Origin of the sequence: Hymenobacter sp. UYP22, from assembly GCF_040547285.1 — a bacterium.
Taxonomy (GTDB): domain Bacteria; phylum Bacteroidota; class Bacteroidia; order Cytophagales; family Hymenobacteraceae; genus Hymenobacter.
In genome coordinates this window covers 1-13,294 of sequence record NZ_JBEPPK010000010.1, presented here as the reverse complement: position 1 = coordinate 13,294, position 13,294 = coordinate 1, and the positions used below count along the sequence as shown (strand labels likewise).

At 56.0% G+C, this 13,294-nt stretch carries 12 protein-coding genes and 1 tRNA gene; 8 read left to right on the top strand and 5 right to left on the bottom strand.

The window, feature by feature from the left end:
• Nucleotides 1-6 precede the first annotated feature (6 nt).
• Complete coding sequence (locus tag ABIB60_RS15245) at nt 7-930, top strand: helix-turn-helix domain-containing protein (protein WP_315999672.1); 924 nt, start codon at nt 7-9, stop codon at nt 928-930.
• Nucleotides 931-1,098: 168 nt separating this feature from the next.
• Here ABIB60_RS15245 and ABIB60_RS15240 read toward each other — a convergent pair whose 3' ends face one another.
• The 3 genes from ABIB60_RS15240 to ABIB60_RS15230 are packed head-to-tail and all read right to left on the bottom strand — an operon-like array spanning nt 1,099 to nt 3,014.
• The gene (locus ABIB60_RS15240; protein ID WP_354581079.1) at nt 1,099-1,893 is read right to left on the bottom strand and encodes a phosphoglycerol geranylgeranyltransferase; all 795 of its coding nucleotides are present in this window, start codon (nt 1,891-1,893) and stop codon (nt 1,099-1,101) included.
• The gene (locus tag ABIB60_RS15235) at nt 1,871-2,620 is read right to left on the bottom strand and encodes a hypothetical protein (protein ID WP_354581078.1); all 750 of its coding nucleotides are present in this window, start codon (nt 2,618-2,620) and stop codon (nt 1,871-1,873) included. Before ABIB60_RS15235 ends, ABIB60_RS15240 begins: the two co-directional genes overlap by 23 nt.
• 7 nt (nt 2,621-2,627) lie before the next feature.
• Nucleotides 2,628-3,014, bottom strand: coding sequence for a phage holin family protein (locus ABIB60_RS15230; RefSeq protein ID WP_315999675.1), 387 nt, complete (start codon nt 3,012-3,014; stop codon nt 2,628-2,630).
• Between the two features lie 145 nt (nt 3,015-3,159).
• On the opposite strand from ABIB60_RS15230, the gene ABIB60_RS15225 reads away from it, so the two are divergent.
• Complete coding sequence (locus ABIB60_RS15225) at nt 3,160-4,338, top strand: J domain-containing protein (RefSeq protein WP_354581076.1); 1,179 nt, start codon at nt 3,160-3,162, stop codon at nt 4,336-4,338.
• A 3-nt stretch (nt 4,339-4,341) separates the two neighbouring features.
• On the opposite strand, the gene nagB is transcribed toward ABIB60_RS15225, so the two are convergent.
• Nucleotides 4,342-6,261: a glucosamine-6-phosphate deaminase gene (nagB, locus tag ABIB60_RS15220; RefSeq protein WP_354581074.1), complete on the bottom strand. Its 1,920-nt coding sequence runs from the start codon at nt 6,259-6,261 to the stop codon at nt 4,342-4,344.
• Between the two features lie 367 nt (nt 6,262-6,628).
• Between nagB and ABIB60_RS15215 the strand changes: the two genes are divergently transcribed.
• Entirely contained in the window at nt 6,629-7,000 is a 372-nt protein-coding gene (locus ABIB60_RS15215) for a hypothetical protein (RefSeq protein ID WP_354581072.1), read from the top strand.
• A 73-nt stretch (nt 7,001-7,073) separates the two neighbouring features.
• On the opposite strand, the gene ABIB60_RS15210 is transcribed toward ABIB60_RS15215, so the two are convergent.
• A tRNA-Phe gene (locus ABIB60_RS15210) sits at nt 7,074-7,146 on the bottom strand.
• Nucleotides 7,147-7,326: 180 nt separating this feature from the next.
• Here ABIB60_RS15210 and ABIB60_RS15205 point away from each other — a divergent pair.
• The 5 genes from ABIB60_RS15205 to ABIB60_RS15185 all read left to right on the top strand — a co-directional run bounded on the left by ABIB60_RS15205 (nt 7,327) and on the right by ABIB60_RS15185 (nt 13,226).
• The gene (locus ABIB60_RS15205; RefSeq protein WP_354581071.1) at nt 7,327-8,724 is read left to right on the top strand and encodes a 4Fe-4S dicluster domain-containing protein; all 1,398 of its coding nucleotides are present in this window, start codon (nt 7,327-7,329) and stop codon (nt 8,722-8,724) included.
• A gap of 129 nt (nt 8,725-8,853) precedes the next feature.
• Nucleotides 8,854-9,750, top strand: a complete 897-nt coding sequence (locus tag ABIB60_RS15200; protein ID WP_354581069.1) for a (Fe-S)-binding protein — start codon at nt 8,854-8,856, stop codon at nt 9,748-9,750.
• Between the two features lie 128 nt (nt 9,751-9,878).
• A complete protein-coding gene (locus tag ABIB60_RS15195; protein WP_354581068.1) occupies nt 9,879-10,376 on the top strand; it encodes a hypothetical protein in 498 nt (165 codons plus the stop codon).
• 96 nt (nt 10,377-10,472) lie between these two features.
• Nucleotides 10,473-12,404 carry a CHU_0125 family OmpA-like outer membrane integrity protein gene (locus ABIB60_RS15190; protein WP_354581067.1) on the top strand — a complete coding sequence of 644 codons (1,932 nt, stop codon included), beginning with the start codon at nt 10,473-10,475 and terminating at the stop codon, nt 12,402-12,404.
• A gap of 87 nt (nt 12,405-12,491) precedes the next feature.
• Nucleotides 12,492-13,226 carry a hypothetical protein gene (locus ABIB60_RS15185; protein WP_354581065.1) on the top strand — a complete coding sequence of 245 codons (735 nt, stop codon included), beginning with the start codon at nt 12,492-12,494 and terminating at the stop codon, nt 13,224-13,226.
• The last annotated feature ends 68 nt before the right edge of the window (nt 13,227-13,294 follow it).

Below are 13,294 nucleotides of genomic sequence, written 5' to 3'. Positions count from 1 at the left end.
ATAAAGATGGAAGATTATAATAAAGTGATAGAGTCGCTGGGGGTTCGTTACATCAAGGCGAAAAACCTCGTGTTGCAACAGCCCTTTACTGTTAAAAACTCCTACGATGTAGGCAATAACCTGATCCTGCTGCACAAGGGCCGTCTTTCCTTCGGAGATGAGGAGCAGGTAGTGGAAGAAGGGGAAATGCTGTTTATTCCGGGTGGCCGCGCTACCAAGGTTACCTACGGCGAAACCTCAAGTAAGAGCATCACCAACGACGACCTCATCACGAACAAAGACAAGTTCTTCCACTCCAACTCCGACCTCGACCTGATCGGGGACGCTGAGGAAAGCCACTCTTTCGTGAGCTTCGAGGCGAAGGTGTTTGATTCGGTGAACTTCTTTGCTTCCCTGGACGTGCCGGCTTTCCTGATTAGCGGCAACTCCAAGCTGGCCAACTTGGTCATTAAAGTAGTGGAGGAAAGCCTGCAGGAGCTGCCAGGCCGGGAGCGACTCATCACAATCTACACGGAGAACATTGTGGTGGAAATTGTGCGCTACATCTTGAAAAACAAGATGTTTGTGGAGCAGCTGGCTACCAACAGCACGTACTTCAAAGACCCCCGTCTCATTGATCTGTTCAACTACATCAAGGAGAATATTGGTGGTGACCTGTCGAACAAGGTATTGTCGGGTGTGGCTAACGTGTCGGAGGACTATGTGGGGCAGTATTTCAAAATGCTCACTGGCATCAACCCCCAGGATTATATCGAGTACCAGCGTATGGAGCGGGCCGTGTTCCTGCTGCGCACTACCAAAAAGAGCATCCGGGATATTGGTAAGGAAGTGGGCTACAAGGACACTGCCTATTTCTGCCGCCGCTTCAAGATGATGTTCGGTATTCCGGCCGGCAAGATGCGCCGCCGCGAGTCAGCTATGAACATCTAAGACCACTGATTTCACAGATTTTTCGACGGATTTCACGGATTTTGTAGACCAGCCAATTGCATTAGCTCTGAGTTCCAACAAAAAAGGCCTGCTACACAGCAGGCCTTTTTTGTTGTGTGTACCGACAATTGCCGGCACCCGCCGGCGCGTGTGCCGCCAGATAATCGGCTACAAAATCCGCGTAATCCGCGAATAATCCGTGGAATCAGTGGTCTGGTTGAAGTGGCGGATGGTGTGCGACATTTCGGCCAGAAAGCTGGGGTCCTTCTCAATATGATTCCCAACCACGATGACGTCGGCACCGGCTTCTAAAGCAGCTTGAGCTTTTTCCTGGGTATTGATGCCGCCTCCCACAATAAGCGGGGTATCAACGGCCTGCCGTACTGCCCGGATCATGGCCGGCGACACGGGGTACATGGCGCCGCTGCCACCATCTAGGTACATCAGCCGCAAGCCGAGCTGCTCCCCAGCCATGGCCGTGCAGGCCGCAATACTGGGCTTATCGTAGGGTAGGGGCGTGGTGCCGCTGATGTAGCTGGCAGTAGTCTGGCGGCCAGTGTCAACCAGCATGTAGCCGGTGGGCAGAATTTGGAGGTTGCTGGCGCGTAGCAGAGGAGCTGCTATAACGTGTTGGCCAATTAAAAAATCGGGGTTGCGGCCCGAAATCAAGGACAGCAGCAGAATGCCGTCGGCTTGGGCATCAAGATGCAAACTGTTGCTGGGGAACAGCAAAACCGGCACCGCTGAGCGGCTCTTGATAAAACGAATGAGGGCAGCCTGGTGTACACTGGTCACCAGACTGCCGCCCATAAAAAAGTAATCAACTGTGTGCTGCTCACTAAGCTCCAAGATGCGCAGGCAGCTTTCCTCGTCCAAGTTATCCGGGTCGAGCAAAACGGCCAATGACTTTTGGCCCTGCATCCGGCGTTTGCTCAGGGCATCATACAGGCTGGTGAGGCGCATCCGCGTCGTCGTGGTGATAAGTAAAGTCGATATCCTTGGTTTCGGGCTCAGCATGAACCGGGCCGGAAGCTGCAAGGTCGGGATTTTTAAGCATTGGCAAATATTCCCCGGCTTTCTTTGCCACGTAGGCCATCAGTACTGCTGAGGCTTGGGCCACCAGCACTTTACCAGTATCTGACTGCAGAAATGATTTGATGGCCGACGCAAAAATGGAAGAAGCCTCTTGCTGATGGGGCGGGGGAGTAGCGGCCTGGTACGCAGTAATTGGATAGCGCACGGAGGTGTTTACCGGCTGGAAAGGGTCGGCATCGGTGTGGTACACATCAGGCGCAATGTCGGCTCGTTTGGAGGCCGGGGCCGGCTGCGTACGGATTTTGGCGGGCTGATGATGCCCCGAGCCAAACCCTAGGTCGTCGGTAACAGCAGTATCGGCAGCAGTGGCAGTTGGTACCCGGCGCGGACGAGGCACACTTGGTTTCAGGTGGCGATTGTACTCGTCCTGGTGGGGGCCTTTCAGCTTCTTGGGCGACTTACGGCCCCCAAGGGCTTTGCTAAGTAGCCAGGCGCCGCCCAAAATGCCCGCACCAATGGCCACGTACTTGCTAACCTCTTGGGTTTTGGCTTTGATTTCCTCTACGTCGCCCAGGAGGGCACGCTCATATTCCAGTTTCTGGTGCTCCAGAAACTCCTTTTCGTCCTCGAACAGTGGGTTGTGCAGATCGGCCATTGGTGAGTTAGGCTTGGCGTTTGTCGGATTTGTAAATAGTGTTGTTCAGCAGCTTATCGGCCAAGCCTTGGAACAGCTTTTTGTCGATGCCTACTACAAAAATGATGAGCAGCAGCAGGTAGAAGCCCGCTACAATGCCGAAGCCCCAGTACGGACTGTCCAGCACATCATTAAGAAGCAAGGCCACAAACAGGTTCAGGAATACAAAAAACAGCAAGCCGATGAGCCCTAGCGTAACGCCGTGTACGGTGCCAACAAAAGCAGTTTTAACTTTTTCCTGCGCTTCAAGGCGTACCAAATCAATGCGCGTATCGAGGTAGCCCATCAGGTTGCCCATCAGGTTATCGGTGCGGGGCGTTTTGGAAGTGTCGTCTTCGGTGGAGAATAAGGCCATGGGGAGAAATTTTGCAGAAAACGATGTTACAGGGTAGCCGGCTGGAAAGCCGGATGCGTACCAGTTTCACAGTAGCAACCTCTTACGGAAAAGGCCACATCGTGTCTGAAAATTGCCGTACTTTTAGCTGTCTACCCAGTTGCCGTTGAGTCAGAATCATTACCAGGTATTAGGCGTATCACCCTCCGCATCAGCGCCCGACATCAAGCGGGCCTACAAGCGGCTGGCGGTGCAGTACCACCCCGACAAGCACGGCGGCAGCACGCTATACGAGGAGTTATTTAAGGCAGTGGCCACTGCTTACCATGTGCTTGGTGACCCTGGACGGCGGGCCCAGTATGATTATCAGCTGCAAGTGGCCGCGCGCCGGGCCGAGGATGCGCGGCGGCAGCAACAGTATCAGCAGCATAGCCAGCGGGTGTACGGTGTGCCCATGCCGCCTCCAGCCCCGTTGCGCACCCGTCCCCCGGCGGGTGCGCAGGAACGACACTACCGGCCAATTCCGCGGCAGAAAGTGCAGTTTACGCGTCGCGACTATTGGGTAGCGGCATTGGCGGCCCTGGGTTTTCTGCTGTTCATTCTCTCGGTGAAGGTCACGATGGACCACGTATCGGGGGTGCGTAACTATGAGCGGGGCGTGGCCGCCTACGCCCAAGCTAACTTTGAAGGTGCCCACAGCTACTTCACCGATGCCCTGCACTTCAAGCCGGGGTACGAACCTGCCCTGCGCCGCCGGGGTGAGGTAGAGCAGCTGGCCCTGCGCAACTACGCAGCGGCCCTGCGCGACTACCGAGCGGCCTTGCCCGACGCTACAGCACCGCACCACGCTAAACTCTGGCTCCGGATGGGGCAGTGCTGGGCCAGCTTGCAGCAACCGGATTCGGCCCAGCTTGCCTACCAGCAGGCCCTACAGCTGGATAGCACCGTGGCCCGGGCCGGTTTGCTGCGGGGGGAGTTTTTGTTGTTTGAGCGGCAGCAATTTGCCCCTGCGGCCAAACTGTTCAGCCAGGCCCTGCGCCACGCTCCGGCCCAGTCGCGGCTGCAGGCTCGTTTACTCACGTTCCGGGGTCTGGCCCAGTTCAAGCTCCGGCAGTTTGATGGTGCCCAGAGCGACTACTGGGACGTGCTGACGATTACGCCGCGCAGTGGGCAGGTGTATTTCCTGCTGGGCCGGGTGGCTCAGCAACAGCGCCGCCCAGAGCAGGCCTGCGACTATTTTCAGAAAGCCATCTTGCAGGGCTACGGCTTCGCCCGCGCCGCCCGCGACACTACCTGCGCCCGCACGGGTCGGCCCGTGGGGCAGGTAATGGAGGCAAAGCGCTAGGTGCTAGAAGTGCCAGCGTACAAAGGCCTCAATGGCCTCGTACTCAGGTAGGCCCAGTTGGTCATAGAGGCGGGCGGTGGTGCGGTTTCGTTCTTCGGCTCGTTGCCAGAACTCGCGCTGGTCGGCCCCCGGGAACAGCGGCCGGTCTTTCTGGCTCTGATGTTTGAAGATGGCCCGGCGCTTGCGCGTGAGTTCCTGGGGGGAGAGTGGTACCGCCATTTCAATCTGATCCACGTCCCACTCCTGCCAGGCCCCCCGGTACAGCCATACCCGGCACTCCGGTAGCCACGCGGCCTCCGCTGCTTTCAGGCGGCGCATGGCTTCAAAAATAGCGGCCAGACACACGCGGTGCGTGCCGTGCGGGTCCGATAGGTCGCCGGCGGCGTACACCTGCTGCGGTTGTATCTGGCTGAGCAGCTCCATCGTCAGCCGGATGTCCTCTTCCCCAATCGGCTTTTTGCGCACCCGGCCGGTTTCGTAAAAAGGCAGATCCTGAAAGTGAATATGCTCATCCGGAATTCCGGCGTAGCGGCAGGCACTCTTGGCTTCACCCCGCCGAATCAGGCCCTTGATCTGCTGTACTTCCTCGGAGTCGACCTGCCCGGGCTGCTTGTGGCGCAGAAAATCAGACACGCGGTGGTAAAGGGTTTCGGCCGGCTGGTCGTCCAAGCGGAACATGCTGTCGTACTCCGCCACAAACTCCGCAAACCGGATGGCCTCATCATCGAATACGGCAATATTGCCCGATGTCTGGTAGGCTACGTGCACCTCATGGCCTTGGTCAACCAGCCGCAGCAGGGTGCCGCCCATGCTAATCACGTCGTCGTCGGGGTGGGGCGAGAAGATGAGCACTCGCTTGGGGAAGGGAGCAGCACGCTCGGGCCGGTCAGTATCATCGGCGTGGGGCTTGCCCCCGGGCCAGCCGGTAATAGTGCGCTGCAACTGCCGGAATACCCGGATATTGATGTCATAGGCCAGCCCGGACTCAGCTAGCAGCTCCGAGAGGCCATTTTCGTTGTAGTCTTCATCGGTGAGCTTGAGGATAGGCTTTTGCAGGGTGCGAGCTAACCAGGTTACGGCCTTGCGTACAGTGGGGGCGTGTTGCCAGTTGAGGTTGCGGCCTACCAGCCAAGGGGTTTTCAGGCGAGTGAGTTCTGCCCCAGCCGCTTCATCTAGCACCACCTGCACGCTGGGGTGCTGCTGCAGGTAAGTGGCCGGTACCGAGTCCGTCATTTCGCCCTCCACCATGCGCTTCACCACAGCCGCTTTGCCCTCACCCCAGGCTAGCAGCACAATGTGTTGGGCCTCCAGAATGGAGCCTACGCCCATGGTGATGGCGCGGCGCGGCACGTTTTCCTCCCCGTAAAAGTCAGATGCGGCGTCGGTGCGGGTAATATGGTCGAGGGTAATCAGGCGGGTGCGGGAGGCGGCCCCGGAGCCCGGTTCATTAAAGCCAATGTGGCCCGTGCGGCCAATACCCAGTACCTGCAAATCAATCCCACCGGCTTCTTTGATCTTCTCCTCATAGCGCCGGCAAAACTCGGCCACTTGCTCCTGCGCCAGGGTGCCATCAGGAATATGTATATTCTCGGGCCGGATATCAATGTGCTCGAACAGGTATTCCTGCATAAAGCGCACGTAACTCTGCAAAGACCCGGGCGCCATGGGGAAGTACTCGTCCAGGTTAAACGTCACTACATTCTGAAAACTCAGGCCTTCCTCGCGGTGCAGGCGCACCAGCTCCTCATACAGCCGGGTAGGAGTAGAGCCCGTGGCTAGCCCCAGCACGCAGGGGCGCTGCTCGGCGGCGCGTTGCCGGATCAGGTCGGCAATTTGCTGGGCCACCGCCACGGAAGCCAACTCTGAATCGGGATATACGGTGGTGGGCAGGCGCTCAGCGCGCAACTCGGGCGTGGTTTGCATAGGAGGCAGGGTAGGTGCAACGGGTACGAACGACGAGGGAAGTACACGTTTCCGCGCGAGAAACTCCAGTGATAACCAAATATTTTTGGTCAACCAGCTGGCGTATGCCTTGGCACTTACTAAGCCCCTTTTTTAAAGGAAGCGGCATGTCACAGTAGGCCAATACTCCAGCGAATAATACTGTCGCGGGGGTTAAGCAGGCTGACCTGCAACCGGCATTTACAGCTATTTGTATTCCTACAACCAATACCAGGGTTCATTCTGGCATGTCACAAGTGGGCCGTACCCTTCCTTTTCACTCCCCGTTTCGTCGTGCACCTTGCAGAGTAGCGCCCCTGACCTCTTCACTCTTGCTCCACCCTAGCCTATGCTTTCTGCCACCAACAAAGATGCCGCCTTGCTGAAGCTGGGATTTACCCGAATTTCCCTGTACCGCTCCTGGGACTACCCCATTGGCACTGCGGAAGAAACCATTATTCCGGCCTCCGATGTTCGGTATCTGCACCAGACTGTAGCTACCGATGGCACCCGACTGTATGCCTACTCCTGGGTAAAGGAACCAGGCCTGCTACTTACCACCGAGCGGCATGTTTCGGCCTTGCAGCAGGTTGTTGCCGAGCTGGAAACCAATGATTTGTCGTTGCTTGAGTACTTGGTTGATACGTTCTTTCAGCAGCATGGTGGCCGTGGGCCCCACATCATATCCGCTCTGCATCGTTCCCATCCCGTGGCTTCGTAGTCGCCAACCCCGCGCCGACCGTAATTAGTAGAAAACAAAAAAACCTCTTAGCAAGCTGCTAAGAGGTTTTTTGTGGTAATGATTGGAATCGAACCAACGACACCAGCATTTTCAGTGCTGTGCTCTACCAACTGAGCTACATTACCAGCTCGTTGTTCCCCGAGGCGTTGTAGCCATTAGGGAGCACAAAAGTAGTAAAGGATTTGCAACCTGCAAGAGTAACCGCAAATTTTTTTCGTGCAGGTAAACTAACAACTGGAAAAGCTGTAATTTGTTATGCATAACGAGTATATTTCGGCCTAAACCCCAAACCTACCCAAATTCCCGTGCACTTCTCCATCCAAAACATCCTCTTCCTGCTGGTGGCGGTAGCGGGCTTCGGCCTGTTTGCCTGGCAAGCACGGAAGATTCGGGCCAATATCCTCGTCGGGCGCGACCGGGATATGAGCGGCCACGTTACTGAGCGCCTCTGGAAGACGCTGCTAGTAGCCTTCGGGCAACAAAAGATGTTTAAGCGCCTCACGCCAGCCATCCTGCACCTCATTGTCTACATCGGCTTCATTGTCATCAACATTGAGGTCATTGAAATCATGGTGGATGGCCTGTTCGGCACGCACCGGTTTCTGCAGTTTCTCGGCCCGCTGTACTCGGCCCTCACTGGTACCAACGAGGTACTGGGCGCACTAGTAGTGCTGGCTGTGGTAGCCTTTTGGTGGCGCCGCAACGTGGGCGTGGTGCGCCGTTTCACTGGCCCCGAGCTACGGGCCTGGCCCAAACTCGACGCCAACGTGATTCTGTATGTGGAGGTGATTCTGATGGTGGCACTGTTCACCATGAACGCCGCCGACCTGAAGCTGCACCAGCTGGAAGGCAAAGATTTGCCCGGCGCATTCCCCGTTAGCAGCCTGTTGACGGGCTTATTCCCGGACAACCTCACCGCTCTTGCCGTACTGGAGCGCGTGGGCTGGTGGGCGCACATTGTAGGCATTCTGCTGTTCCTGAATTACTTGCCTAGCAGTAAGCACTTTCACATCATCATGGCCTTCCCCAACGTGTTCTACTCCCGGCTGGTGCCGCAGGGGCAGTTCTCGAACGTGGAGAGCATCACCCACGAGGTGAAAGCCATGATGGACCCTAGCTACCAGGTACCCGCCCCAGCCACCAACCCCGATGGCTCGGCCGCCGCGCCCACGCCCTTCGGCGCCAAAGACGTGGACGATTTGGCCTGGACCAATCTGCTCAACGCCTATTCCTGCACCGAGTGCGGCCGCTGCACCTCGGTGTGCCCGGCCAACCTCACCGGCAAGCTTCTCTCGCCCCGCAAAATCATTATGGACACCCGGGATAGGGTGGAGGAGAAGTACAACTCGCCGCTGATTTTCCACCCCAGCCTGTACGGGGCGGAGGCCAAGCACAATCCCCAGGAGCAGCTCGATAAAGAAAACCATACCCTGCTGCGCGGCTACGTAACGCCTGAGGAGCTGTGGGCCTGCACCACCTGCAACGCCTGCGTGGAAGCTTGCCCGGTGAACATTAACCCGCTAGAAAGCATTGTGGAGATGCGCCGCTTCCTGGTGCTAGAGGAGTCGGCTGCTCCAAATTCCCTGAACGTGATGTTCAGCAACATCGAAAACAACGGTGCGCCCTGGGCCTTCTCACCCTCCGACCGGTTCAACTGGGCCGACGACTTGTTCGTGACTGAAAAAGCACCGGTAACGGCCTAAATATAAGCAAAACGTCATGCAGAGCAGAGCGAAGTATCTCGCGCGCTGACGTTGTACTAATAATCAGACATCAGCACGCGGGATGCTTCGGCTCCGCCTCTGCATGACGACCTTAACACCCCAATTATAATGGCTGAGCAAACTGCCAAACGCCCCGTATCTGTTCCGTTGATGGCTGATATGGCCGCCCGGGGCGAATCCCCGGAAATTCTGTTTTGGGTGGGCTGCGCCGGGGCTTTCGACGACCGGTATAAGCGCGTGACCCGTGCTTTCGTGCGCATTCTGGAGCACGTAGGCGTGAGCTACGCCGTGCTGGGAATGGAGGAATCCTGCACCGGCGACCCGGCCAAGCGCGCCGGCAATGAGTTCCTGTTCCAGATGCAGGCTATGACCAACATTGCCACCCTCAACGGCTACGGCATCAAAAAAGTAGTAACGGCCTGCCCGCACTGCTTCAACACTATCAAGAACGAGTACCCCGCTTTGGGCGGTGAGTTTGAGGTGATTCATCACAGTACCTTCCTGCAGCAGCTCATCAACGAGGGCAAAGTGACGGCTAAGGGTGGGGAGTCGTTCAAGGGCCGCCGCATCACCTTCCATGACTCCTGCTATCTGGGCCGGGCCAACAACATCTACGAGGCCCCGCGTGAGGTGCTGGAGGTATTGGACGCCGACCTGCTGGAAATGAAGCGCTGCAAAACTAACGGCCTCTGCTGCGGTGCCGGCGGTGCCCAAATGTGGAAAGAGCCTGAGCCCGGCAAGAAAGACGTGAACGTGGAGCGTGCCGAGGAAGCCCTGGCTACTTTAGATGGTGACGCCGATGTGCTACTGAGCCTGCAGGGCGTGGAGAGTACCGCCCCTGTGCTGCCCGCCGGCTCCAACCGTGGCGGTAGCGTTATTGCCGTGGCCTGCCCTTTCTGCATGACTATGATGGCCGATGGGGTAAAGAACAAGGAGCGTGAATCAGACGTGCAGGTGTTTGATCTGGCGGAGTTGATTGCCTCTGCTGAAGGTCTCAACGCGTAGCGAGTTGTCAGCCTTCATATGGGATGCTGGCAATTAAAGCCGGCAATGCCCAACGAAACAGGAGCCCCGCGCCGGAACTTCCGGGTGGGGCTCTTTCTTTGTAGTATAAGTAGCCTTTCCTCCTTGTTATGTACGTTCCCTTCCACCAGCTGCCCGCTTCGGCCCGCCTCTGGATTTACCAAGCAAACCGGCCCTTTACCCCCACCGAGCAACAGGCGTTGCAGCCAGTTCTGCAGCAGTTCGCCACCGACTGGACTAGTCACGGCCGTGCCTTGGCGGCTTCCGCCGTTATTCTGCACCATCAGTTTTTAGTAATTGGCCTTGATGAAGCCGTGGCCGATGCCAGTGGATGTTCCATTGATGCCTCCGTGCGGTTTGTGCAGGGCTTAGAGCAGCAGCTTGAAATCCAACTGCTGGAAAAGTCTCAAATGGCATTTCTGGTGAACGGCGAAGTACAGCTTTTGAGTCGCCAACAGCTCAAGCAGGCCATCAGCAACGGAACTGTGGCAGTCGATACGCCCTATTTTGATAATACCGTGGCCACCCAGGCAGAATTGCAAACCAAATGGCCTGCTCCAGCCGTTACCACTTGGCTGGCTCGTTACTTCTCCCCCGGCAATCTGTAGCTGCCGAAAGGAAAATTCGCAGAATCAGTGGTATTATTAACACCAGGTTGCAGCGCAAGCAGTTCTCGGCCAAGGCACACGGTAACTTCTCTCTCTATGAAACACTATCTTCTCTTCTGCGCACTGGCCAGCGGCTCTCTTATAGTAGCTGGCTGTGCCAGTACCAATAGCCTGTCTAAAGCAGATAAGCGCTTCACTCGCGGGGAGTATGAAGCGGCTATTACCCTCTACAAAGCCGATGTTGCCAAAGGGAAGAATATTGCCCAGTCGAATTACCGGCTAGCCGAGTCCTACCGCCTGTCCAACCGCATCGACCAATCTGAGTCTTATTATAAAGCGGCCTTGGATGGCGGCGTGAAGAATGCGGACGCGGGCTATTATTATGCGCAAGCACTCCGAGCCAACGGTAATTTCGAAGAGGCGGCTACTCGTTTTGAAAGCTATGCCCAGAACGGGGCCAACCGTACCCTGGCTGCCCGGGCCGAAACCGATGCCAAAAATGCCCGCTTGGCCACCAGCGTGGTAGCTATGCGCACCAACAACGAAGTAACGCCCCTCGACCAGATTAACACACCCGCCGCCGAATTTAGCACTACTCGTATGCCCGATACCAAGGAGTTGGTATTCGCATCCGGCCGCGAGGGCAAGGTATTCGCTGGCAACGGTGAGGGGTACAACGACCTGTATGCCGTCAAATTCGACGACGACCAAAAAATGACGGGCGGTACCATCCGCAAACTCGACCCAATTTTCAACTCCGCTGATAAGCACGAAGCCAGCGCCACCTACTCGCCTGATGGCAAGATGATGGTGTTTGCCCGCTCCAACAACGGGTCCAAGAAGGGGTATTTAAGCGTCGACCTGTGGGCCTCCTATTATAGAAGCGGCGCATGGACTGAGCCCGAAATCCTGCGCGGAGTCAACAGCAGCACTGCCGATGAATTTTCCCCGGTCTTTTCCCCCGATGGGCAAACCCTGTATTTCACCTCTACCCGTAAGGGTGGGCTAGGCGGCAATGATCTGTACCGGTCATCCATGGAGAGCCCCGGCCGTTTCTCCACTCCCGAAAACCTTGGCGACCAAATCAACACGCCCGGTAACGAGAATTTTCCGGCCGTGGCGCCCAATGGCACCCTCTATTTCTCCTCCGACGGTCATCCGGGCTTAGGCAAGCTGGACATCTTCAAGGTCGAAAAAGGAAAGGTTGTAAACCTGGGAGCACCCATCAATAGCAACGGTGACGACTTTGCCCCCTTCTTTACGGATCAAAAGGCGGGCGTTTTCTCCTCCAATCGTTCCGGTGGTAAAGGCTCCGATGACCTCTATATGTTTCGGGAGAAGCCGCTCAAGCTAGTCACTTTCTACATCGACGGTTCGCTGGTAGAGCGTAACGACAGAACCGGGGAAACTGCCCCCGTTGCCAGCGAGGCAGTTACTCTATATAATAGTAGCGGCCAGAGGCTACAGGAAGCCACTACTGGCCCTGATGGCAAATTCAGCATGAAGCTAGATAGCTCAGCGGCCAATTATTCCCTCATAGCAGATCGTAACGGGTACTTCACGGCCCGTAATTCGCTCACCACCGTTGGTCGCAAGCCTGCTCAAGATGCGCTGCCCGACCTAATGAACGATGTGAAAGTGCCCGTCACGCTCACTCTCACCAAAATCGTGAAAAATAAGGCCATTGTAGTAGACAACATCTTTTACGATTACGACAAAGCTGAAATTCGCCCCGATGCCGCCACAGAGCTTGATAAGCTGGTGCAAACTCTGAACGATAACCCCAAAATCACCATCGAACTCAGCTCACACACCGATTCGCGGGGTAAGGATGCCTATAATATGACCTTGTCCCAGAAACGAGCAGAGTCAGCAGTAGCCTATATAGTGTCTAAGGGTATAGATAACTCCCGCATCACAGCCAAAGGCTACGGTGAATCACGTCCAGTAATCAAAACCGCCAAAACAGAGGAGGAATACCAGCGAAACCGCCGCACAGAATTCAAAGTGACGAAAGTAGCGGAGTAATTCTGCGCTCTGGCATAACCATAAAAGCTCCCTCGGTACACCCAAGGGGGCTTTTATGGTTATGTATAATCCACCTTATAGTCGTTTGTGAAAGACAAGGGAACCAAAAACCAAAAAAATAAGCTTCTCTACATGCATGAATGCGAGGCAGATAGTAATTATCTGCGCGGCCTTGAACGGATATTTTCGCGTCTGGGTTTGGACGCTACGGGAAAAGGCCGCACTTTTGCACTCCCAATCCGAAACGCGGAGCGGGCCGCTGCCAACCCTCGGGCCACCAGCGCGTCGCTTTTTCCAGTGCTCCGGCCTATTTGCAGCGCCGCTTTCTGCTGGAAAGCTGCCCCTGAAAAAAAAGTAGCGACGGTAGTTGCGAAAGTCAATTCAAAAGAGCTACCTTTGCACCCGCTTCGAACGAGAGGCGCCAAGGCCGAGTCGAAACCGAAAAACTTTTTTCGGTTTAGCTCTTGGAAAAAGCAAGAAACGCTGCTTACCTTTGCAGCCCGGTTCTACTCGAAGAAACGGGCCCAGCGACTCGGAAACGACGAAAAGTATAAAAACTTTTTTCTCTCGGGTTCTTGGAAAAAGCAAAAAGAGTGGTACCTTTGCACCCCGCTTCAACGGAAGCGAGGAAACGCAAGAAGGACGAAAACGCACCGAAGTTCGCTTCGAAAAAAAAGTTTTCGAAAGTTCTTGCAGAATGCGAAAAGAGAGTTACCTTTGCAACCCGCTTCGATCGGAAGGGAGTTGAAACCCAAATACCTTGCTGCTTACGAGCGGCACACGGTAGAGCCCACCGGGGCACTGCACACGTTCTTTGAATGATTGGAAAAGACAAAAACGGTAAGCGACTTCGCTTCTGAGTTTCTCGGAAAAGAAGTCGATGATTACAG

Bases quoted from the DNA above. Each gene is read 5' to 3' on its own strand.
- ABIB60_RS15245 (WP_315999672.1), top strand. From the start codon at position 7: ATGGAAGATTATAATAAAGTGATAGAGTCGCTGGGGGTTCGTTACATC.
- ABIB60_RS15240 (WP_354581079.1), bottom strand. From the start codon at position 1,893: ATGCGCCTCACCAGCCTGTATGATGCCCTGAGCAAACGCCGGATGCAG.
- ABIB60_RS15235 (WP_354581078.1), bottom strand. From the start codon at position 2,620: ATGGCCGATCTGCACAACCCACTGTTCGAGGACGAAAAGGAGTTTCTG.
- ABIB60_RS15230 (WP_315999675.1), bottom strand. From the start codon at position 3,014: ATGGCCTTATTCTCCACCGAAGACGACACTTCCAAAACGCCCCGCACC.
- nagB (WP_354581074.1), bottom strand. From the start codon at position 6,261: ATGCAAACCACGCCCGAGTTGCGCGCTGAGCGCCTGCCCACCACCGTA.
- ABIB60_RS15215 (WP_354581072.1), top strand. From the start codon at position 6,629: ATGCTTTCTGCCACCAACAAAGATGCCGCCTTGCTGAAGCTGGGATTT.
- ABIB60_RS15200 (WP_354581069.1), top strand. From the start codon at position 8,854: ATGGCTGAGCAAACTGCCAAACGCCCCGTATCTGTTCCGTTGATGGCT.
- ABIB60_RS15195 (WP_354581068.1), top strand. From the start codon at position 9,879: ATGTACGTTCCCTTCCACCAGCTGCCCGCTTCGGCCCGCCTCTGGATT.
- ABIB60_RS15190 (WP_354581067.1), top strand. From the start codon at position 10,473: ATGAAACACTATCTTCTCTTCTGCGCACTGGCCAGCGGCTCTCTTATA.